At 67.2% G+C, this 23,044-nt stretch carries 12 protein-coding genes; 5 read left to right on the forward strand and 7 right to left on the reverse strand.

The annotated features are described in order from the left end of the window. Positions 1 to 4,096, forward strand: a 4,096-nt coding sequence (locus tag RIC54_RS03670; RefSeq protein ID WP_350150549.1) for an FG-GAP-like repeat-containing protein, incomplete at its 5' end; no start/stop codon positions are given. Between the two features lie 55 nt (positions 4,097 to 4,151). Further along, positions 4,152 to 5,450: a hypothetical protein gene (locus tag RIC54_RS03675; RefSeq protein WP_350098186.1), complete on the forward strand. Its 1,299-nt coding sequence runs from the start codon at positions 4,152 to 4,154 to the stop codon at positions 5,448 to 5,450. Between the two features lie 5 nt (positions 5,451 to 5,455). Here RIC54_RS03675 and RIC54_RS03680 read toward each other — a convergent pair whose 3' ends face one another. Together RIC54_RS03680 and RIC54_RS03685 are read right to left on the reverse strand one after the other, a co-directional pair. Beyond that, a complete protein-coding gene (locus RIC54_RS03680; RefSeq protein ID WP_350098187.1) occupies positions 5,456 to 6,421 on the reverse strand; it encodes an NAD-dependent epimerase/dehydratase family protein in 966 nt (321 codons plus the stop codon). Continuing rightward, a complete protein-coding gene (locus RIC54_RS03685) occupies positions 6,418 to 7,200 on the reverse strand; it encodes an FkbM family methyltransferase (RefSeq protein WP_350098188.1) in 783 nt (260 codons plus the stop codon). The genes RIC54_RS03680 and RIC54_RS03685 overlap by 4 nt, the downstream gene beginning before the upstream one ends. A 110-nt stretch (positions 7,201 to 7,310) precedes the next feature. Between RIC54_RS03685 and RIC54_RS03690 the strand changes: the two genes are divergently transcribed. Then, complete coding sequence (locus tag RIC54_RS03690) at positions 7,311 to 8,660, forward strand: lipopolysaccharide biosynthesis protein (RefSeq protein ID WP_350098189.1); 1,350 nt, start codon at positions 7,311 to 7,313, stop codon at positions 8,658 to 8,660. Then, a complete protein-coding gene (locus RIC54_RS03695) occupies positions 8,657 to 9,571 on the forward strand; it encodes a glycosyltransferase family 2 protein (RefSeq protein ID WP_350098190.1) in 915 nt (304 codons plus the stop codon). The genes RIC54_RS03690 and RIC54_RS03695 overlap by 4 nt, the downstream gene beginning before the upstream one ends. Here RIC54_RS03695 and RIC54_RS03700 read toward each other — a convergent pair. From RIC54_RS03700 to RIC54_RS03710, 3 genes are all read right to left on the reverse strand, one after another. After that, positions 9,489 to 10,622: a glycosyltransferase family 4 protein gene (locus RIC54_RS03700; RefSeq protein ID WP_350098191.1), complete on the reverse strand. Its 1,134-nt coding sequence runs from the start codon at positions 10,620 to 10,622 to the stop codon at positions 9,489 to 9,491. The genes RIC54_RS03695 and RIC54_RS03700 overlap by 83 nt on opposite strands. Positions 10,623 to 10,658: 36 nt before the next feature. After that, positions 10,659 to 15,422, reverse strand: coding sequence for a calcium-binding protein (locus tag RIC54_RS03705; RefSeq protein ID WP_350150550.1), 4,764 nt, complete (start codon positions 15,420 to 15,422; stop codon positions 10,659 to 10,661). Positions 15,423 to 15,748: 326 nt separating this feature from the next. Further along, complete coding sequence (locus tag RIC54_RS03710; protein WP_350150552.1) at positions 15,749 to 17,941, reverse strand: FG-GAP-like repeat-containing protein; 2,193 nt, start codon at positions 17,939 to 17,941, stop codon at positions 15,749 to 15,751. A 256-nt stretch (positions 17,942 to 18,197) separates the two neighbouring features. On the opposite strand from RIC54_RS03710, the gene RIC54_RS03715 reads away from it, so the two are divergent. Continuing rightward, positions 18,198 to 19,316 carry a glycosyltransferase gene (locus tag RIC54_RS03715; RefSeq protein ID WP_350098194.1) on the forward strand — a complete coding sequence of 373 codons (1,119 nt, stop codon included), beginning with the start codon at positions 18,198 to 18,200 and terminating at the stop codon, positions 19,314 to 19,316. Here RIC54_RS03715 and RIC54_RS03720 read toward each other — a convergent pair. Both RIC54_RS03720 and RIC54_RS03725 read right to left on the reverse strand, forming a co-directional pair. Beyond that, positions 19,310 to 20,665, reverse strand: a complete 1,356-nt coding sequence (locus RIC54_RS03720) for an undecaprenyl-phosphate glucose phosphotransferase (protein ID WP_350098195.1) — start codon at positions 20,663 to 20,665, stop codon at positions 19,310 to 19,312. The genes RIC54_RS03715 and RIC54_RS03720 overlap by 7 nt on opposite strands. Positions 20,666 to 20,725: 60 nt before the next feature. Beyond that, the gene (locus RIC54_RS03725; protein WP_350098196.1) at positions 20,726 to 23,044 is read right to left on the reverse strand and encodes a GumC family protein; all 2,319 of its coding nucleotides are present in this window, start codon (positions 23,042 to 23,044) and stop codon (positions 20,726 to 20,728) included.

Consider the following 23,044-nt stretch of genomic DNA (forward strand, 5'->3'; position numbering starts at 1 on the left):
CGGCGGTGCCGGCGACACGGTGGTCGGCGGCGACGGCGACGACACCCTGTACCTGGGCTCGCCGGAGGACCTCGACGGGGTCGACTTCGACGGCATCGAGCACCTGGTGATCGACGGCGTCACGGCGCCGGCGGCCGGCACCAACCTGCTGATCAACGGCGGCTTCGAGAGCACCGGCCCGCTGAATACCAACAGCGTGTGGACGAGGTTCCAGTCGATCGAGGGCTGGACCGCCGAGGATCCCGACCCGAACCTGCCGGGCACCCCGCCGATCGAGATCCAGCACGGCCGGATCAACGGCGCGCCGGTGTCTCCGGACGGCTGGTCGCCGAGCAACAACGTCATCGAACTCGACTCCGGCCCGGAGGAAGGCGGCCAGGCCGTCGGTCACAACAACGCCGTGGTGTCCCAGACCTTCACGGTCTTTGAGGGTGGTACCCACGCGCTGTCGTTCGACTTCACGGCGCGCCAGTACGGAAGCCTGACGAGCGAGACCAGCGGCTTCTCGATCCAGATCGATGGCGAAACGGTCTACAGCAACCTCGGCCCGCAGTTCGGGTGGACCAGCGACTGGCTGAATCTGGACCTCGGCGTCGGCAGCCACACCATCTCGTTCACCGGCGAAGGAATTGCCGACCGCCACGGTGCGCTGATCGACAACGTCGAACTGGTTCTGGGCGACGCGCCGGTCCGCACGTTGCTGACGGATCTGGTGTTCGGCGGACCGACCAACCATGCCGATACCATCACCGGCACGAGCGGCGACGATGTGATCGACGCGCTGAACGGGGCGGACCTGGTCTACGGCGGCGACGGCAACGACACGCTGTACGGCGGCAACGGCGACGACTCCCTGCTCGGCGAGGACGGCGGCGACCTGTTGGTCGGTGGTAACGGCGACGATCTGATCATCGGCTCCACCGGTGCCGACACGCTGGTCGGCGACCATGGCAACGATCGTCTCGACGGCGGCAGCGGAAACGACGTTCTGTCGGGCAGCACGGGGGATGACGCCCTGTCCGGTGGCGCCGGGGACGATACGTTGTACGGCGGCGACGGCGTGGACTCGCTGTATGGCGGTGCCGGCAACGATGTAATCTACGGCGGCGACAACGACCGCGTGGTCGACGGCGGCGACGGTCAGGACACCCTGTACCTCGACTCGGCCGACGATCTCGACGGCATGGATGTATCCGGCATCGAAACGTTGGTCATCGCTGGCGTGACCGCTCCGGCGGCCGGGGCCAACCTGCTGATCAACAGCGATTTCGAGAACGTGTCCGGCTTCAACCACGGCAGCTGGGGCACCTTCAGCCAGATCCCGGGTTGGGTCGCCGAGGATCTCGATCCGAACGCGCCGGGGACCGCACCGCTGGAGATCCAGGTCGGCACCCAGAGCGGCGCACCGACCCGGCCGGCCGGCTGGGCGACCGACAACCAGGTGCTCGAACTCGACAGCCACGGCGAGAACGGCGGGGTCGGCGGCCACACCAACGTCAAGGCGACCCAGACCTTCACGGTCTTCCAGGCCGGCACCCACGCCCTGTCCTTCGACTTCGCGGCGCGGCTGTACCAGGGCCAGACCGCAGCGACCAGCCAGTTCTCGATCCAGATCGACGGCCAGACGGTCTACAGCCAGACCGACGCGCCGAACGCCTGGCAGAGCGACTGGTTCACCGTCGAGCTCGGCGTCGGCAGCCACACCCTGTCGTTCATCGGCGGCGACGCCGACGGCACCTCGGACTCCTACGGCGCGCTGATCGACAATATCGAGCTGGTGCTTGGCACCGAGCCCGCCCGCACCCTGCTGCCGGCGCTTGCCGTCACCGGGACCGCCGGCAACGACACCATGATCGGCACCGACGGCGACGACACGCTGGTGGCGCTCGCCGGCAACGACGTGGTGTCCGGCGGCGATGGCAACGATGTGCTCTCGGGCGGCGATGGCAACGACCTGCTGGTCGGCGGTGCCGGTGCCGACACCATCCTCGGCGGCAACGGCATCGATACCATCATCGGCACGGCGGCCGACCTGAACGGCGACTCGATCTACGACCTCGGCGCCGGCGACGTGCTGATGGTGTCCGGTGTCTCGGCCGCGGTGGCGACCATCACGGTGGCGGCGACCGCCGGAAACACCACGATCTCCATCGACGTCGATGGCGACGGGACGGTCGATACCGTGTTCACGGTCAACGGAACCTATGTCGGGGCGGCCCTGCAGGATGATGGGGCCGGTGGCGTCACCGTGCTGCTGGCCACCCCGCAGAGCAACATCGCGACCGCCGGCAACGACATCTTTATCGGAAACCAGTGGTCCGAAACCTTCCCCAATCTGGCCGGCGGCGAAGACCTCGCATTCGGCAACCAGGGCTCCGATACGATCAGCGGCGGCGACGGCAACGACACGCTGTACGGCGGCGCGGGCTCGGATCATCTGTTCGGCGGGGCCGGCAACGATCTGCTCGATGGCGGGACCAACAACGATACGCTGTACGGCGGGGCGGGCGATGACGTGCTCTACGGCGGCGGCGGCGACGCCCTCGCTGGGGGCGGCAACCGTGACGCGCTATTCGGCGAGGACGGCGATGACACGCTGTACGGCGGGGTCGGTAACGACTTCCTCTACGGCGGACAGGGCGCAGACACGCTCTCCGGCGGGGCCGGAAACGACAGGCTCAGCGGCGGGGCAGGAAACGACCTGCTCATTGGTGGGGCTGGCATCGACAGGCTCAGCGGCGGAGCAGGAGACGATACGATCTGGGGGGATGCGCTTGACAGTGTCCCCGACGGCGGACTCGACAGCGCGCTCGTAGGCGGTGACGGCAATGACGTCCTGGTCGTCGCCCAGGGTACCGACCTCAACACCCTGTCGCACAGCGGCTTTGAGACGGCATGGTTCGTCGATGGCAGCGGCACGGTGGTGGAGGTTCGCGATCTGACGGCCCCGCCGGCGCCGACCGGTCCGGTCGTCGCCTTCATCCATCCCGACGGCGTCGTGCAGTCGATTCAGTTCGAAGCCGGCATCCCGATGGCGACGGTCGACGTTGCTGGCCTTGCATCGACCTGGCAGTCGGCAGGTGCCGCCGACTTCGACGGCGACGGCATTGATGACGTGCTGCTCCGCAACGGCGATACCGGGTCGATCGCGATCTGGAGCTTCGACGATACCGGCATCGACATGGGTATCCTGCAGAGCATCAGCACCGATTGGCAGGTCGGCGCCCTGGCCGATTTCGATGGCAACGGCAAGGCCGACATCCTGTGGAGCAACTCTGGCCTGAACGCAGTGGCCGTGTGGACCGATGCGTTCGGACGCGGGCCGGTCAACTTCTTCGGTGAGTCCGGCTGGGAGATTGCCGAAACCGCCAATTTCGACGGCATCGGCGGCGACGACCTGCTGCTGCGGAACTCGAGCACCGGCGCGGTCTCGCTCTGGAACTTCGATGCGACCGGAACCCCGGCCAAGGGCGTTGCGCAGGGTGTCGACACCAGTTGGCAGATCGAGAAGCTGGGCGACTTCGACGGCGATGGCGGCACGGACATCCTGTGGCGCAACGACACCACCGGCCAAGTATCAGTGTGGACCAACAACGGTCTTGGCGGATCCACGCTCGGCGATGTCCACGACCTCGACTCGATCTGGACCGTGGCCGGCGTGGCCGATGTCGGCGGCGACGGCAAGGACGATCTGATCCTGCGCAACGCCCAGGACGGCCAAGTCACGGTCTGGGAGATGGACGGCGGCGCAGTCACCAACCGCGGCCAGACATTCGGCGATATCTCGGCCGATTGGAGCATCGCGGCGGTCCACGACTTCGACGGCGATGGCAAGTCCGACATCCTGTGGCGCAACAGCGTGACCAACACCGCGTCGGTCTGGGAGATGAACGGCGCGGACAGCGAGGTCCGGTACGACTTCGGCCTCGATGCCGACTGGGAGATCATCCGGATCGGCAAGCTGAACGGCGACGCCACCGACGACATCCTGCTGCGCAGCTCCGACGGCCGGTTCGCGACCATGGCGATGGTCGACGGCGGACCCCCGGAGATCACGCTGGTCGGCTCGCTGGATCCGGACTGGACCACGCTCTGACGGTCGATGACACTGCCGGCAGCGGATCGGCATCGACGACGAGCCCGGAGCCTGAATGCGAACGTATTGGTGGTCCAGCCCCGGCTGGGTGACGCTGCTGCTGATGGTCCCCATCGGCCTGTCGGTCGCCGCCATGCCGAAGCGCGTGTATCTCGACTTCGACCAGACGCGGCAGTTCCTTTCGGGCAACCAGCTTCTGGTGCTTCTGGCGGCCCTGCTGGCCTTTTCCGCTGGGTGCGGAGTCGTCGGATACGTCTCGCGCGGCGCCCGGTTGCAACGGAAGACCGGCGGCCCATCCAGCCGGATCCTGCATTCACACTACCGGCGCGTCATGCTGGCGATTGGCCTGATCGCGTTCGCCGGGAACATTGCCGTGGTCCTGCCGATCCTGGCCAATCCCGGGCTGGTTTGGGCGTTTCTAAGCGGCAAGGCGGCAATCTTCTCGCTGCTGAAGGAGCAGACCCTGCAGGTTCCGGGGCTGACATCGGTCAGCAACCTGGCCGCCCTGTTCGCAACGCTGTACGCGCTGAAGGACAAGATCGCCGACCGTCCCCTGGACAAGTTCGATCACATCTTCGCCGGTACGGTGTTCTTTGCCGTGATTCTGCGCGCGGTCTTCAACTCCGAGCGGCTGGCGATCATCGAGGTTGTCCTGCCGATCGGCATTGTCTGGTTCGGGACGGTCGGCAGCCGCTGGCGCTTCTCGTTCGCCATGGCCCCGGTCCTCGGGATCGCCGGCATCATCGGCCTCTTCGCCGTGACCGAGTATTTTCGATCATGGACCGTCTATAAATACTACTACACCGACTACACCGATTTCATTCTTTCGCGTATTTGGGGATATTATCTGACCGCCCTGAACAACGGGGCCGGACTGGTCGAGCTCTATCCGGCGACCTTTGACGGCACCTACACCATGAACTGGTTCTACCGGTTCCCGCTGTTCCCGTGGGTCAAGGCGGAAGAATCGGCTTTCTGGGACTATGCCTTCCAGTTCGCCAGCGCCGAGTTCAACAACACCTCAGGTGTCTTCGCTCCGATCCAAGACTGGGGAGTCATTCTGGGCGTTACCCTGTGGTTCTTTCTCGGCGTTCTCAGCGGGCGCATCTACGACGGATACAAGCAGGGAAAATTCCAGTACATGATCATCCATCCAACCTGGATGATTGGTGTTTACGAGATTCTTCGATTGTTTTACTGGGGATCGTCCAAGTATTTCCCAACCATGATCTGCACGATCGCCATCATCATGTTCATGGTCCGGCATCGAGCGGTCGCAACCGCGCCGATCATGCGCGGCGGTGTCCACCCGCTGGCGCCGGTCGCCGCCCGCGGAGACCGATCCCGCCCGTAAGCGGCTCACCCGTCGTCGAGCGAGGCGAGCCAGCTCCGGATGCCGGACGCAAGGTCGGTCTCGAACCGGTATCCGTCGGCTGTCAGACGGTCCGGGCGGACATCGGTGCTGATCAGCAGCTTGCGGACCCGGTCGCGGTCAACGCCGGTGCGCAGTCCAAAGCGCGCCAGAACCTCGAACCCCCACGCCGCCGCCATCACCGCCCCGGTCGGGACCGTCCACCTTGGGGCGCGCAGGCCGGCCGCCTTCGACAGGGTCCGGGCGATGGCTTCGATCGTGTGGGGCTCGGGATAGGCGAAATTCGCGTGGTAGACCCGGTCGTCCCGTGCGACCGCGAAGCCGATCGCCCGGACCAGTTCGCCCACATACCCGCAGCCCTTGATCGTGTCCCGGCGCCCGGGAAACACGAAGGCTCCGCGCCGCATCTGGCGCAGCAGCCGATCGAAATTGCCGTTCTCGCCACGGCCGAACACCACGCCCGAACGCAGCACCGCAAGCCGCCGGCTTTCGGGATCGACGTCGGCCCACTGCTCATGGATCGCTTCGGCCAGCGCCTTCGACCGCCCATAGGCCGACACAGGCCGCAGTGGGGTCGACTCCGTGCACGGCTCCTCGCGCGGTCCGTAGACCGCAATACTGCTGGTGAACACAAGGCGTTGCACACCGCGCCGCGCAGCGTACCCGCAGGCGTTCAGCGCCCCGGCGACGTTGGTGTCGTAGTAGGCGTGGTCGGGGTGGCCGGGTGTGCGATGGACCGCCGCGAGGTTGTAGACGACCGAGACCGCCTCGGGCACCAGCTCGTCGAACGGTGCTCGAACATCCCCATGCCGATAGTCGACGCCGTCAACCGGTCGTTCCGGTTTCGCAATATCAAGGCAGATCAGAGGCCGGACCCCGCGCGCCGCAAGGTCGGCCAGGAGATGGCTCCCGATGAAGCCGGCGCCGCCGAGCACCAGGGCGCCAGCACTCATGTGCCGGCCGGCCGCGGTATCAGAACGAGGTCGGCGTCTTCCCGCGGGATCCCGCCCGGCAACGGCCGCGAGGCGTGCCGGTCGGAATCGAAGACGTCGTAGCGGAGATCGTCAAAATAGGCCTGCAATGCCCCGACATCGGCGCCAAGCGACGGATGGGTGTCGAGAAGCACGATCGGGCGATGCCGTTCCAGCGTGGCCCGCGCGCCCGCCAGGACTGCCGCCTCGGCGCCCTCGACATCGATCTTGATCATGTCGACCCGGTCGAGGTCCAGGCTGTCGAGGCGCGCCACCGGCACGGTCGCGGGGGTTTCTCCACGTTTCTCGAGACCCGACACCAGCGAGTGCCAGCCGCTGACCGACGAGCGATAGAGCGTCGCTTCGCCGTCGCTGTCCGACAACGCCAGGCCGTGAACCGTGATCGTACCGAAGCCGTTGAGCGCCACATTCGCGCGGATGCCGTCAACATCGTCCGGATCGGGCTCAAACGCGTGGACACGCCCGGTCGGGCCGACGATACGGGCGGCGATCAGCGCGAAGTCGCCCTGGCTGGATCCCACGTCGACGAACACCGAACCGGCAGTCAGACGCCGCTCGATCTCGGCCGTCTTGCGCAACTCGTAAAGCCCGAGCGCCCGCAACAGGGTCATGTGGGACTCGCCGATGTCGATCAGCATGTCGACGCCGTTCGACCGGAACCGCCGACGCCGACCGCCCAGGATCACTCGGGCCACCGGAAACAGGGCGGTGATCAGACCGGCTTTGAGAGTCGAAAGCATTGAAAAACCTTGCCCATCCCCGTTCCCGCCGTCTGGTATGTATACCGGAGCATCGGCCCCGGTGCTACGGTGACGGTGTTGCTTGGTGCCGGCGGACGGGCGGGTTGCGAATGCTGAACGACATGGTTGTCGTGACCGGCATGAAGGTCGCGGGAACGCTTCTCTGGCTGATTTACACCGTGCTCCTTGCCAGGTTGCTGCCGCCGGACGACTACGGGCTGGTGATGTACGCGATCACCGTCCTGTCGATTGCCGGGCCGTTGACCTGTTTCGGGCTGAACAGCGCGATGCTGCGCCATGGCTCGGTCTACTGGCACCAGGATCGCCCGCACGCCCTCAAGGCCCTGCTTGCCGAGGCGCGCCGCGTCATCGTCATGGCGGCGCTGATCGGCGTGCTGGTAGTCGTTGTGGTGTTCCAGGTCGCCCTCGGCATCGGCGACGGGATCGGGTGGCCGACCGTCGCGATTGTCGCGATCGGGATGCCGCTGTATGGCGCCATGGACCTGCACCGCGAAACGCTCCGGGCGCTCGACCGGGTTATTGCCGGCTTTCTCGGATTCAACATCCTGCGTTCGCTGATCCCGGGCGCGGTGGCCGCGGCCCTGGCCGTCGTCGGCTGGCTTTCGGTCGACACCGCCCTCGCCGGGTTCGTCGGCGGGCTGGTCGTCATCGCCACCCTGGATGCCCGCCGGATCGCCTCCATCATGGACGCTCGTCGGTCCGCATCGGCGGTCGACCGGAGCGATCGATCGGACTGGTACCGGATCGCCCGGCCGATGGTCCTCGCCGAGGCATTGGTGTACTGGACCGCCCGTGGCGACATCCTGATTGTCGGCGCGATGATCGACCTGAAGGCAGCCGCAATCTACCTGACGGCGCAGCGCCTTGCGGTGCTGGTGACCTTCGTCGTGGACGCGGTGCGGTTGACCCTGGAGCCGATGATCGCCCGGCGGTTCGCCGACCGCGACCAGGCCGGAATGCAGGATCTGCTGGCCCGGGGAAGCCTCGCCTCGCTGGTGAGCGGATTGCCGATCGGGTTCGCCATCATCGCCGGCGGTTGGCTGCTGCTCGGCCTGTATGGCCCGGAATTCCAGCAGGGCTGGGCGGTTCTGGCGATCTTGACCGCCGGGCAGATGTCGACCGTGCTTGCCGGGCCGGTCAGCGCGGTGCTGCGGATGACCGGCCTGGAGCGGCCGTTGACCGCGATCCTGATCGCCGGCGCCGTCGGGCAGTCGGTGGCGGTCCCGGTCGGCATCCTCGCCGGCGGGCTGGAAGGCGCCGCGGCGGCTGCCGCCCTTGTCACCGTCGCCAGCAACTTTGCCTATCTGGCCATCGTCCGGCGCAGGCTGGGGCTGCGCAGCGGCCCGGGCAGCGGCATGTTCGAGCCGGCGCTGATCCGTTCCACCTTGGACGCCGTGACCGAGCGAGCCCGCACGCTGCTGGCCGGTACCGGCCGATGACCCCCGCCGAACCCGCCGCCGGCCCGGCGCTGTCGATCGTGATTCCGTCGCTCGGACGGGTCGACGAAGTCGCGGTCCTGCTGGCATCGCTGCGCGGCCAGTGCCGGGCCGACGATGAAGTGGTCGTGGTCGACCAGAACCCGGATCAGCGGCTGCTGCCGGTGCTGGCCGCAGCGGCCGACCTCGGGCCTCGCCACGTGCGCGCTACCGCACGCGGGGCGTCGCACGCCCGCAATGTCGGCCTGCTTCATGCGAACCGCGACCTCATCTGGTTTCCCGATGATGACGGCTGGGCGACCCCCGGCCAACTCGACGCGGTTCGGCACGCCGCGCGGGCCGAGCCGGAGGTGGACGTGTTCGGCGGGCGGTGCGTCGATGAGACCGGAGCGCCGTCCATGGGGCGTTGGCCCGAGCAGCCGGTGACCGCGACGCGGCGCAATGTCTGGCGGGTCGGAGCCGAGGCGACGCTGTACTTCCGCCGACGGTTCTTCGAGCGTGCCGGCGGATTCCGGGAATCGATCGGAGTCGGCACCGGCGGTCGCTGGGGTGCCGGCGAGGGCCAGGACCTCCTGCTGCGCGGCCTGTCGGCGGGTTGCCGGATCGTCTACCGACCGGCCATCGTGTTCGGGCACCCCAACAAGTTCGAGACCGACTCCGCCGCCATCCTGGCCAAGGGAGCGTCCTACGCCCGGGGCGTCGGCTATGTGATGGGAGTGAACGACTACTCGCCGGTCGAGATGGCTCCGCACCTCCTGAAGCCGCTGATCGCCGTCGTCGGCTACGCGCTGATGGGCCGGATCGGCCGGGTGCGCTACTACGCCGGGCAGCTCAGCAACCGCTGGATCGGCTGGCGCGCTGGCCGGCGTGACCGAGGGCATCCAGTAGACGCCGGGCCGAGTTCCGCCAGCTGAAGGCGCCCGCCCGCACCCGGCCGCGCTCGACCAACCCGGCCCGCCACTCACTGTCGGCCGACAACCGGTCGATCGCGACCGCCATGCCGGCGGTATCGTCGGGGTCGACCAGCACCGCGGCGTCGCCACACACCTCGGGAAGCGACGCCCGCGTGCTGGCAATGACCGGACAGCCCAGGGCCATGGCCTCCACCGCCGGCAGGCCGAAGCCCTCGTAATAGGACGGGAACAACAAAGCCAGTGCGCCGGCGTAGAGCGCGGCCACCGCCGCGTCGTCAACCGACCCCAGGAACACCACCCGGTCGCCGCCGCTGCCGCTCCCGGTCCGATCGGCGCCGAACACCCGCGGATCGGCGGCACCCACCACCGCCAGTCGCAGGGAGGGATCGGCGACCCGCTCGATCGCCGCCAGCGCGCCCGCCAGGTTCTTGTTCGGATGCAGGGAGCCGAGGAACAGCACGTACCGGCCGGCGGCGAGGCCGTGCCGGGCGAGGGCATCACGGTCCGGCTCGATCCGTGCGATGTGCTCCACGCCGTTGGGAATAACCGTGTAGCCGCCGGCGTTGGCGATCCCATGGTGGGACAGTTGCCCAGCCGAGAACGCCGAGACCGTGAACAGCGCCGCTGCCCGCCGGGCAAGCCGGGGCAGCATCAGCCGCATCGCCAGCCGGAACCGCCAGCTGTAGGCATCGGGCCGGTCGAACACCGACGCGTCGTGGATCAGGATGGCGTTGCGCGGATGACAGAGCGGCGCCACGTTGCCCAGGTTCAGCACCACCCGTCCGCGCGCGGCCCTGGGCAGGTCCCACTGCTCCCACAGATAGCCGATGTGATGGCCGACCCGACGAATGGCGATCGCGCGGAGATTGAGGCGGTCGAGGTCGGCATCCGGGGGGGCCAGAATCGTGGCCGCAACCGCCCGACCGTCCGGCGCGCTCAGCAGATCGTCCAGCGCCCGGACCAGCTCCGCCGCCGCGCGTTGGACGCCGGTCTGACGCTGCGCCAGGAAACGGCCGTTGATGATGAGCGTCTCGGCTCGGTCTCCTGACAAGCGCTTCTCCTGCGGGGCGGGAGCGAAGCGCGTAGCCTAGAGCAACTCCCAGTCGGTCGACAGCTGCCCGATCGGCGTGAATGTCGGAGCCTCGCCGTCGTTGAACATGAACACACCCAGATCCCCGGTCGGCGCACGGGCGAGGATTCCGGTGTCGCCGTCGGCCGACAGCTCGCGGATCTCCAGGATCTCCAGATTTCCGTCGAAGCCGAAGTCGTAACGCTGCTCCGGCGAGTCGCCGTTCATCTCCCAGACCGACATGACGCCGGCCTGTTCGTTGCGCCACAGGATATCGGCGTTGCCGTCGCCGTCGAAATCGCCGCCCCCGGCGACCGACCAGTCGGACGAAACGCCGTAGGTGATGCCTCGGGTCGGCTCGCCGGTGCCGTCCATCTGCCAAACCGCGATCAGGCCCTCGCTCTCGTTGCGCAGCAGAAGATCGGCTTTGCCGTCGCCGCCGAAATCGTCGACGCCCGCGATCGTCCAGTCGCTCGACAGCCCCAGCACGTCACCTCGACCGACTTCGCCTTCGCCCTCGGACGTCCAGACGGCCAGCGAACCGTCGTTCTGATTACGCAACAACAAGTCATCGTCGCCGTCGCCGTCGAAATCAGCGGTCGTGTTCAGTTCCCAGTCGGTCGAGAGACCGTGAACGACGCCTCGGATCGGCTGCGACGTCCCATCCATCTCCCACACGGCAATCGCGCCGGTATCGGAGTTGCGCCACAGGATGTCCTGCCCCCCGGTTCCGAACTGGCCGACCGCCGCGATCGACCATGTTTGATCGATGCCGAGCAGATCGCCCTTGGACAGGTCGTTGACGCCGTCGGTCGTCCACACGGCAACGTTCCCGGTCTCCTGATCGCGCCAGAGATAGTCGTCGGTGCCGTCGCCGTTGAAGTCCTGGAACGCCGCCAGGCTGTACTTCGACTCGATCGCCTGGACGTTGCCAAGTTCGATCGCGTTGGTTTCATCCGCCGACCAGACCGCAAACGCTCCAGTCTCCTGATTCCGCCAGAGATAATCGTCCTGGCCATCGCCGTTGACATCGCCCTTGCCGCCGAGTTGCCACTCGCTGCCCAACCCGGCCTGGGCGCCGAACTGCACGGCGGCACCGCCGTCGACCTGCATCGCGACTACCGGTCCGGCGCTGGATCGAAAAAGAAAGGTCGGGCCGTTGAGGTCGATCGGCGCCGTCAGGTCCTGGGTGTCCACAACGCTCCCGGACTCGTCCACGAACCACACGGTCTCGAAGCCGGTGTGGTCCAGCGAGTTCAGATCCGTGCCTTGCGCCACCACCAGCACGTCGGTGCCATCGCCGCCATCGAGCGTGGCATCACCGAACGCGCCCCAGATCGTGTCGTCGCCGGCCCCACCCGACAATGTGTCGGCGCCGTTGCCGCCGTAGAGGATGTCCGCATCCGCACCACCGACCAGCACATCATTGCCGTCCCCGCCCGACAGCGTGTCGGCACCGGCACCGCCGGACAGCGTGTCGTCGCCAAGCCCACCGATCAGCAGATCGCTGCCGTCCTGGCCGAACAGACCGTCCTCGCCGACGCCCCCCGACAGCACGTCGGCACCGACGCCGCCGAACAGCACGTCATTGCCGACTCCGCCGGACAGAACATCGTTCCCGCTGCCGCCCGACAGGGTGTCGGCACCGGCCAGGCCGGAGATCGTGTCATCGGCCGCGGTGCCGGTCAGGACATCGCCACCATCGGTCGCGCCCGCCACCGTGTCGTCACCGAACGGGTACTCCCAGCCCTGGCTGATCAGCCATTCGAGGTCGGCCGGATCCGGGTTCGCGGCCTTGGTCGTCACGGTCTCGACGCCGTCCAGGTCATACGTCATGACCAGCGTGCCCGACCCTTCTTCGATCCAGAAGAAACTGTCGCCCGGCGGCACGGTAACCGTGCCTTCCTGGGGGTCATCGGCCCCATACAGGTCAATGGTTGCCTGAAAGGACTCCGCGTTCGGATTGCGCAGGCGCCAGATCTGCTCTTCGTCACCGTCGCCGTCCAGATCGACGGTACCCATGGCGGTCAGCGTCAGCGGCGCGGCCGCAACCGTGTCATCGCCATCACCGCCAGAGATCGTGTCGTCGCCGTCGCCACCGGACACCGTATCGTCGCCGTCACCACCGGACACCGTATCGTCGCCGTCACCGCCGGACACCGTATCGTCGCCGTCACCGCCGGAGATCGTGTCGTCGCCATCGCCACCGGAGATCGTGTCGTCGCCGTCACCGCCGGAAACCGTGTCGACCGGATCTGTGTAGACAATGGTCTCGACATTGCGAACGTCGATACCGTCCAGGTCGGCCGCGGATCCGACGTAGAGCGTGTCGTTGCCGTCACCGCCGTCGATCACGCCGTCGCCGGCGTCGCCATACAGCGCATCATCGCCGGCGCCGCCGGAAAGAGTGTCGCGACCGGAACCGCCATACAGAACGTCCGACCCACCGGCGCCCGCCAGTCGGTCATCGCCGTCGCCGCCGGACAGCGTGTCGGCCGCCCAATCACCGGTCACCGAGTCGTTACCGGCCCCGCCCGCCAGAATGTCGGCCTCGCCGCCGCCAGTAATTGAGTCGTCGCCATCGCCGCCGACGATGGTGTCCCTGGCCCAACCGCCAACCAGCGTGTCGTCGCCGGCGCCGCCGTCGATGCTGTCGGTGCCGCCACCGCCGGACACCAGGTCGTTGCCGTCGCCGCCGGACAGCACGTCCGCGGCATAACCACCGGACAGGGTGTCGTTGCCGCCACCGCCGAGCAGCGTGTTGTTGCCGCCGCCGGCCTTGATCAGGTCCGCACCGTCACCCCCCGACAGGGTGTCGTCACGCCAATCGCCGACCAGGGTCTGGGCCTCGCCCGGCGCCGGCGCGTCGCCGTACACGATGGTTTCGACGTTGCGGACCGTCACTCCGTCGAGATCCGACCGGGACGCGACGTACAGCGTGTCGTCGCCGTCGCCGCCGTCGATCACCAGGTCACCGGCCCCACCGTACAGGACGTCGTCGCCTGCGCCGCCATCGATCGAGTCGTTGCCGGCGCCGCCCGACAGAACGTCGGCACCGTCACCGCCCGACAGAACATCGTTGCCGGCGCCACCGACCAGCGTGTCGGAGCCTACACCGCCGTACAGGGAATCATGGCTCGCGCCACCGGACATTTCATCATTGCCGGCACCGCCCGACAGCAGGTCATTGCCGTCGCCGCCGACCAGGGCGTCGTCGCCCAGCCCACCGAGCAGGCTGTCGTTGCTGCCGCCGCCGGAGAGGGTATCGGAACCGCCGCCGCCCGACAGCAGATCGTTTCCGCCACCGCCGGCCAGCGCGTCATCGCCTGCACCACCGCTCAGCGTGTCGTTGGCGTCACCGCCCCACAGAGCATCGGCTTCGCCGCCGCCAGCCAGGAGGTCGTTGCCGGCACCGCCCGAGAGCGCGTCGGCACCAGCACCGCCCGACAAGGTGTCGTCGCCCTCGCCGCCATACAGCGTGTCGGCGCCATCACCGCCGGCCAGCACGTCGGCGTCGCCCAACCCGAACAGCCGGTCGTCGCCGGTGCCACCGGACAGGGTGTCCTTGGCCCAGCCGCCGGACAGGGCATCGTTGCCGCCGCCACCGGACAGCAGATCGCGTTCACCCTTGCCCTGGATCAGGTCATCGCCGTCGCCGCCGCGGATCGTATCGCGCGACCAGCCACCGGAGATCGTGTCGTTGCCGCCTGCGCCATCCAGCACATTGGCGCCGCCGCCGCCCTGGATCAGGTCGTTGCCGGCGCCGCCGGACAAGGTCTCGTCCTGCCAGTCGCCGACCAGTGTCTGGTCGCCGCCCTGACGGTCGCCCCGGTCGTTCTCAATCTCGTCGGTATAGACGATGGTCTCGACGTTGCTGACCTTGACGCCCTCAAGGTCGGCGCGGGACGCGACGTACAACGTGTCGTCACCCTTGCCGCCGTCGACCGACTTGTCGTCGGCGTCGGCGTACAGCACGTCGTTGCCGTCGCCCCCGACCAGCGTGTCTTCGCCCACGCCGCCTGACAGGACGTCATCGCCGTCGCCGCCGGACAACCGGTCGTCGCCGGCACCGCCGAACAAGCTGTCGTCGCCGTCGTCGCCCTTTTCGGTATCGTCACCCGCGCCGCCCGACAGCAGGTCGTTGCCGTCTCCGCCGTCCAACCGGTCGTCGCCGTCATTACCGGTCAGCGCATCGTCGCCATCGCCGCCGGACAGCGTGTCCTTGTCGGAGCCGCCGATCAGCGTGTCGCTGCCGGCACCGCCCTCGAGTTTGCCTTCCGACTCGCCACCATCGATGCGGTCGTCCCCGTCGCCGCCTTCGATGGTGTCCTTGTCGGATCCACCGAACAGGCTGTCGGAGCCTTCCAGGCCATAGATCTTGTTGTCGCCGGCGCCGCCATGCACCACGTCGTCGCCCAGACCACCGGACAACGTGTCCTTGTCGGCGCCGCCAGAGAGGGTGTCGTTACCGGAACCGCCGTGCAGCAGGTTGTCACCAAGGCCGCCCAGCAGAACATCGCTGCCGTCGTCGCCGTAGAGCGTGTCCTTGTCGGCGCCACCCGAAAGGGTGTCGGCACCGTCACCGCCGTAGAGCAGATCGTCGTCGTCACCGCCCGAAAGAAGATCGTTGCCCGCGCCACCATAGATCCGGTCGTCGCTGTCGCGACCCGAGATGACGTCATCACCGGCCAGCCCCGACAGCGTGTCCTTGTCGGAGGTGCCTGCGATCAGATCGCCGCGTTCGGTGCCTATGATGTCGTCGTCCGTCTTCTTCTTCGCCACGGTGGCTCCTCATTTCGACCGCTGACCGGTTCCATCAGCACCTGCCACGTCCGATCCCGTGAAGGACGCGGCAGTAGTCGTTACGTTTCGGAGGGGAGAACGGATGACACGAACGCGACCGCTATCAAGCACCCCACCCCTGCAGGATAAGCGGACAGTGTCAAATTACGGCTATCAGGCGCAAATTTCAATAAAATTTTAGGTAGTTTGAATGGAATATCCCGCCCCAGGCCTGAGACCGGCAGCCTAAGCACGACCCCGCGCGCCCGCAGACGCCCGGAACAGGCGTCCAGGGACGTCACGGGAAATACGGTGGGTGGGCGCTGCTAGAGCAGGTCCCAATCGGTTGACAGTTGTCCGACGTGGGTGACGGTCGGCGCGGCGCCGTCGTTGAACATGTACACGCCGATATCACCGCCCGCGCTCTGGGCCAGGATGCCCTTGTCGCCGTTGGCCGCCAGATCGCGGATCGCCAGGATCGTCAGATCACCGTCGAAGCCGAAGTCATAGCGCTGCGCGGACGCGTCGCCATCCATCTCCCAGACCGACACCACGCCGGCCTGCTCGTTGCGCCAGACGATGTCCGCCTTGCCGTCGCCGTCGAGGTCGTCCACCGCGGCGATCTTCCATTCCGCCGGCACCGAGAATACCGCGCCACGGAGAGGCTCGCCGGTACCGTCCATCTGCCAGACCGCCACCGATCCGGTGGCCTCGTTGCGCAGCAGCAGGTCGGCCTTGCCGTCACCGCCGAAATCGGCCGCACCCGCAACCTGCCAGTCGCTGGACAGGCCCAGCACGTTGCCCCGGCTGACCTCGCCGCCGCCGTCGGACGCCCAGATGGCCAACGAGCCGTCGTTCTGGTTGCGCAGCAGCAGGTCGCTGTCGCCATCGCCGTCGAAGTCGGCGGTCGTGGCGATCTGCCAGTCGGTCGACAGACCATGGACCGCGCCGCGTGTCGGCTCCGCAGTGCCGTTCATCTCCCAGATCGCGATGTCACCGGTGGTGTCGTTCCGCCAGAGTATGTCGTGCCCGCCGGTACCGAACTGGTCGACCGCGGCAACGCTCCAGGAGTTGTCGATGCCGATCAGGTCGCCCTTGGCGACGCTGTCGAGCCCGTTGGACGTCCAGACGGCGATGTCGCCGGTGTTCTGGTCGCGCCAGAGGTAATCGTCGCTGCCGTCACCGTTGAAGTCCGCAAGTGCGGCGAGCGTGTAGTTCGGTTCGATTCCATGAACGGTGCCGAACTCGATCGGGCGGGTTTCATCCAGCGACCAGACGGCGAACGATCCGTCGTTCTGATTGCGCCAGACGTAGTCGTCCTGCCCGTCGCCGTTGATGTCACCCTTGCCGGCCAGCTGCCACTCCGTGCCGAGCCCGGTCACATCGCCGAACTGAACCATCTCGGCGCCGTCGACCTGGACGGCCTGCACCAGCCCTTCGGAACGGAACAGGAAGGTCGGCCCGTTGAGGTCGACCGGGGCGTCCGTCAGGTCCTGGGTTTCGACCACCGCGCCACTCTCGTCGACGAACCAGGCGGTCTCGAACCCGGCGTGCACGAGCGTGTTCAGGTCGGTGCCCTGGGCAACCACCAGCACGTCGTTGCCATCTCCACCTTCGAGGGTGCTGTCGCCGACGGCCGCCCAGACGGTGTCGTCACCGGCTCCACCGGACAAAGCATCGCTGCCGTCGCCACCGTACAGCAGGTCGCCGCCCTCGCCGCCCAGCAGCAGGTCGTCACCGTTTTCGCCGTACAAGACGTCGTTGCCGCCGCCGCCCGACAGGGTGTCGTTGCCGGTCCCCCCGTACAGGGTATCGTCGGCCACCGTGCCCAGCAGCAGGTCGTCACCCGCATTGCCCGGCACGGTCTCGGGATTCAGGTAGACGATGTGCTCTATGTTGCGAAGCTCGATGCCCGCAAGATCGGCTTCCGAGCCGATATAGAGGGTGTCCTCGCCGGCGCCGCCGTCGATCACGCCATCCCCGGCCCCGCCATACAGAACGTCGCGCCCGGCTCCGCCGAACAGGTCGTCGCTGCCGTCACCACCGTACAGAACATCGGCGCCGTCTCCACCGCGCAGGGTGTCGTTGCCGGATCCGCCGTAGAGCGTATCGCGCCCTGCCCCGCCGAACAGTTCGTCATCGCCCACGCCGCCGGACAGCACGTCCCTGCCCTTGCCGCCGCGCAGAACGTCGTCGCCCGAACCGCCTTCCAGCGTGTCGGCACCCCTGCGGCCAAACAGGAGATCGTCGCCGTCGCCCCCGGACAGCTCGTCGGCGCCACGGCCGCCGCCCAACCGGTCGTCGCCGGCACCGCCCGACAGCGTGTCCTTGCCCTTCGAGCCGTGCAGCGAATCGTTGCCGTCGCCGCCGGACAACAGGACGCGTCCGACGCCACCCGGGAGGAGGTCGTCGCCGTCCAGCCCGGACAGGGTATCGCCGCCGGCACCGCCGCGCAGCGTGTCGGCATCCGCCGTTCCGGTGATCCGGTCGCTGCCGCTGTTCACTTTGTTCTTAGCCACGGGCGTCTCCAAACATGCTGATACCTAGTCAACCGGCGTCGTTTGCGGCGCACGAACGTCGCAGGCGTGCCAATCGTTGGCGGAAGCGGTGCGCGTGCCCCACACACGAACAGACAACAATTTAGTTTGTATTATATTAACATTATTACGGTTTCCATGCAATTCGATGCGATTCCAGCGTACTCAGGGACTCGACCGCAATGGCATGGGCAGACCCGCCGGTGTTAGGGTTGTTGGATTGAAACGGGGGGGCGGCTTGAAGGTTGCAATCATTCACTATTGGCTGGTCACCATGCGCGGTGGCGAGCGTGTGATCGAGGCATTGCTCGACCTGTATCCCGACGCCGATGTGTTCACTCATGTCGTCGATCCTGCCGCGATCTCGCCGCGAATTGCCGCGCGCCTGAAAGGCACCACCTTCATCAACCGGATACCCGGCGCCCGGCGGTTCTATCAAAGGCTGCTGCCGCTGATGCCGCTGGCGCTGGAACGGCTGGACCTGTCGGGCTACGACCTCGTGATCAGCAGCGAAGGCGGCCCGACCAAGGGCGTGCTGGCACCGGCCGACGCGCTGCACGTCTGCTATTGCCACAGCCCGATGCGCTATGTCTGGGTGATCCCGGAAGGCTACTTGGCGGAACTGCCGGCCCTGGTAAGGCCGCTGGCGGCCTGGATGCTGCACCGCCTGCGCATATGGGACGTCACAACGGTCCCCAGGGTCGACCACTTCATCGCGAACTCGCAAACCGTGGCCCGTCGCATCCGGCGATACTGGGGGCGCGACTCGGTGGTCGTGCACCCGCCGGTCGACATCGACAAGTTCTCGGTCGATGCCGACGGGCCGGGTGACGCCTATCTGTTTATCAGCCAGCTGGTCAGCTACAAGCGTGCCGACATCGCGGTCCGTGCGTTTGCCGGCACCGGGCGAAAGCTGCTGGTGGCAGGCGAAGGCCCGGAGGAAGCGGCCCTGCGGCGAACCGCGTCCGGCAACGTGCAGTTCCTGGGACGGGTGTCGGACGCCGAGTTGGCCGGCCTGTACGCGCGCTGCCGCGCGCTGGTGTTCTGTGCCGAAGAGGATTTCGGAATCGTTCCCCTGGAGGCAATGGCGAGCGGTCGCCCGGTGATCGCGTTCGGGCGCGGCGGCGCGCGCGATACCGTGGTCGACGGCGTTACCGGGCTGTTTTTCCACGCCCAGACGGCGGAGTCCCTGCGGACAGCACTCGACCGGTTCGAGGACATGGAAAGCCGGTTTGATCCGGCCGCTATTCGTCGACACGCCGAAAGCTTCAGCAGCAGCCGCTTTACCCGCGAACTTGGAAGCCTGGTCCAGTCCTGGATGGCCGAGAACGCCGCCGGCAGTCGGGCCGATCAGTAGGCGTTCGGATCGCCCAGCAGAATGGTGATGGTCTGGGCGATGATCCGCAGGTCGAACAGCAACGACCAGTTCTCGATGTAGTGAAGGTCGTATTCGAGGCGCCGGTGCATCTTCTCCGGCGTGTCGATCTCCCCGCGCAAGCCGTTCACCTGCGCCCATCCGGTGATGCCCGGCTTCACCCGGTGGCGACCGAGGTAGCCGTCGATTGACTCCGCGTACTGGTCGTTGTGCGACACGGCATGGGGGCGCGGGCCGACCAGCGACATGTCGCCCTTGATGACGTTCACCAACTGCGGCAGCTCGTCCAGGCTGGTACGCCGCAGGATCCGGCCGAGCGGCGTGATCCGCGGATCCCCCCGACGGGCTTGCGGGACCACCGGACCATCATCGCTGGTGGTCATCGTGCGAAACTTGTAGACGCCGAAGGTGTTGTTGTTGAACCCGTGGCGCTGTTGCCGAAACAGCACCGGCCGACCGGTGGTCGCCAGGATCAACACGGCGATGATCAGCATCACCGGCGCGGCAAGAACCAGCAGCAGCGAACCGAGGACCAGATCCTCGATCCGCTTGACCACCGAGCTCCAACCCGACAGCGGGACTTCCGACAGGGACAGCGCCGGTACACCTGCCGGGCGCTCGAACCCCAGAACCGGCACCTGCCGAAGCGTGGACGGCAGAGCCAGCCGTACCGTGACCGCTTCGGACTTCAACTCGTTCATCAGGCTCTGCAGCGTAGTGTCGGGTTCACTGAGCGCAATCAGCACTTCCGATACCTTGCCGGCGCGGATGGTCTTCACCAGCCGTTCCAGGGCGGCCTCGGGGCTCGGATCCAGATCGTGCGCCTCGATCAGACGCGCCAGACCAAGCGGGTCGCGCAGCACCGCCTGGGCGGTTTCGTGAAGCGCCGCTCCACGCCCGATCACCGCTACCCGGGGCCCCAGCCGGCCCTCGGCCCCCAGATGCCGCAGATAGCGCAACGCCATCGCCCGGGCCAACACCAGGCAAAGGACGCCCAGGACAAAGGTTGCCACGATCCAGGAACGCGAGAACGCGTCTGTCGTCTGGGTCAGGTTGGTGACGGCGAGAAACATCCCGAACACGGCGGCCCAGCCGGCAAGCGCCTGGAACACCCGCGGGTCGAGCGGCTCCAGGGGATTCACCCGGTAGGCGCCGAACGGCCGAAGCAGGGCGAGTGCCGCAACGCCGAGCGCCAGCGACGTCTCGGGATACCATCCGGCCGAAGCGGCGTCCGGACTGACAATGACGTGGGCGAGCAGGCCACAGAGCGCCAGCATTGTCGCCTCGACAACCGAGAGCACGCCCATGGCGATCGAAAGGGTCTGTCTCACCTTCGGGATCCCCTGTCGTCCGACGTACAGCTCCAGCCCAACTCCGCGGCGGCCGGTCGGTCAGGCGGCATCCGACCGCCGATCGTCCTGGCCGTAGTAGTAGTACTCCGTGCCGCTGTCGAAGGACTGGATGCGCACATCGACCTTCGTCAGCACCAGCCCCAATACGTTCTCGCCGATCTCGTAGATGTCCCGCAGGCTCTGAATCACCATCTCGCGATGGGTCCGCTCCCACTCCACGACGAACAGGACGCCGTCCACCCGCGGCGTGACGATCAGCGCGTCACCGACGCTCGACACCGGCGCGGTGTCGATGATGACCAGGTCGAACTGGTGGCGGGCGGTGCGCAGCAGAACGTCCATGGCATCCGAGCCCAGCAGATCGTCGGGATTCGGGACACTGTGCCCGCGGGCCATGAAGTAGATCCCGGTTGCCGGGTCGAACTCGACGGCGTCATCCATCAGGACCGCGCCGGTCAGAACCTCCGACAGACCGACGAAGTTCGACATGCCGAAACGGGAGTGCAGGGTCGGGTTCTGCATATCGGCATCGATCACCAGCACGCGGCGTCCAGCCTGGGCCGACAGCGACGCCAGACCTTCGACCACGGAGCTCTTGCCCTCGCTGGATATCGTCGATGTCACCAGCACCACACGGCTGGCCTCGGTCTCACCCAGGCTGAGCGTGATCGTGGTGCGCAAGCGGCGCAGGGCCTGGGTGACCGACGACCCCGGTCGCTCGGCCACCAGGCGGTGCAGCGGCATCGACTGCTTGATGTCGGTGTTCAACGGAATCTGCGCCAGCACCGGCAGGCCGGTCGCCAGCTCAAGCTGCTGGGAGGTCTTGAAGCCGCGGATCGCAAACTCGATGATCAGGATCAGGAAGCAGCCGATCACCATCGCGCCGAGCACCGAGGCCAGCACCGCAATCCCGCGCCGCGGCGCAACGGCGGTCTGCGGCGTGACCGCGCGCGAGATGATGCGCGCTTCCGGGGCGTTGGCCGACTCGTCCTGAACGTTCGTTTCCTTCAAGCGGGTCAGGATCAGTTCATACAGGTCGCGGCTGGCCTCCACCTCGCTCTGGAACGAACGCAGGGTGGCCTCGGCGTCGGCCTGACCTTCCATCTTCTCCTGCAGGCGGCGGATTGCCGCCGACAGGTTCGCCTCGCGGACCCGCGCAATCTGCACGTCGTTGCGCAGGCTCTGGACGATCCGGTCGACCTCGGCACGGATCAGCGCCTGCACGTCGGCGAGTTGATCGCGCGCCTGCACCAAGGCGGGGTACTTCGGCTGGAACTGGTTCGACAGCTCCGCGATGCTCCGGCGCAGCTGGGTTTCCTGGGTACGGAGCGCGGCGATCACGTCCGACTTCAGCACCGGCTCCAGGCTCTCCAGCCCTCCCCTTTGGTCGGTCAGCGCGCGCACCTGGCTGTACCGGGCCTCAATCTCGGCACGCGAGGTTTCGGCCGCGATCAGCTGTTCGTTCAGATGGGTGATCTGCTGCAGGAGCAGCGATGCACCACCGGTCGAAACCAGCCCATTTTCGCGCCGGAACTGTTCCAGCTTCTGCTCGGATTCGATCACGTTCTGACGAAGGCCGCTGACGCGGTCGGTCAGGAACAGCGAAGCGCGTCTCAGCGCCTGCTCGGCCCGGTCGCGATTGTCGCGCAGGTAGGCGTCGGCGACGCCGTTGGTGATTCGCGCCGCGTTCTCGGGGCTGGTGGAGCGAAAGCGGATGGTGATGACACGGGCGAACCGCGACGCCTCAACCGAAAGCTTGGACAGGAACTCGTCGGTGACCATGGCGAGTTCGTCCGGCACTGGTGACGCCGGGCGTGACGGGTCCCCGGCCACAACCTGCTCGTCGCCGGACGGCAGCCACTCCAGAATGGGCTCAGCCCACGGCAGGACTTCCTCGGGCAGGGCCTCGCGGACACGGGTCGTCCAATGGACCTCGGCGTACTTGGCAAGCAGTGGATTGAACTCGGGATCGTCCGTGAGGTTGAGGGCCTTCACGGTCTTGATGGCGATGTCGCGTGAGGCGATGAACTCGGCCTCGGTCTGGACCGTGTTGGAGTCCCCTCCGAGCCCCGGGACCACGGCCTCGATTCCCAGCACCCGCTCGCGCTGCGCCTCGATCAGCAGACGGGACTCGGCAGAGTACTGCTTGGGCAGAAAGCTGACATACAGGGCGGTCAGGACCGGAATGACGGTCACCACGACCAGCAGCAGCTTCATGCGCCGCCGCATGATGCTGATCAGCCACCAGACATCATACGTCTCGGTCGTCATGAACACCGGTGCGGCCGGCGCGCGGCCGGCGCCGGTATCGGTATTGTCCGGATCGCGACGGCGCGGAAAGGCGGTAACGTTCGACAT

The sequence above is a fragment of the Thalassobaculum sp. genome (assembly GCF_040219215.1).
GTDB lineage: Bacteria > Pseudomonadota > Alphaproteobacteria > Thalassobaculales > Thalassobaculaceae > Thalassobaculum_A.

Excerpts from the sequence above, each read along its gene's own strand:
- RIC54_RS03675 (WP_350098186.1), top strand. The coding sequence starts at position 4,152 with ATGCGAACGTATTGGTGGTCCAGCCCCGGCTGGGTGACGCTGCTGCTG.
- RIC54_RS03680 (WP_350098187.1), bottom strand. The coding sequence starts at position 6,421 with ATGAGTGCTGGCGCCCTGGTGCTCGGCGGCGCCGGCTTCATCGGGAGC.
- RIC54_RS03685 (WP_350098188.1), bottom strand. The coding sequence starts at position 7,200 with ATGCTTTCGACTCTCAAAGCCGGTCTGATCACCGCCCTGTTTCCGGTG.
- RIC54_RS03690 (WP_350098189.1), top strand. The coding sequence starts at position 7,311 with ATGCTGAACGACATGGTTGTCGTGACCGGCATGAAGGTCGCGGGAACG.
- RIC54_RS03695 (WP_350098190.1), top strand. The coding sequence starts at position 8,657 with ATGACCCCCGCCGAACCCGCCGCCGGCCCGGCGCTGTCGATCGTGATT.
- RIC54_RS03725 (WP_350098196.1), bottom strand. The coding sequence starts at position 23,044 with ATGTCGAACGTTACCGCCTTTCCGCGCCGTCGCGATCCGGACAATACC.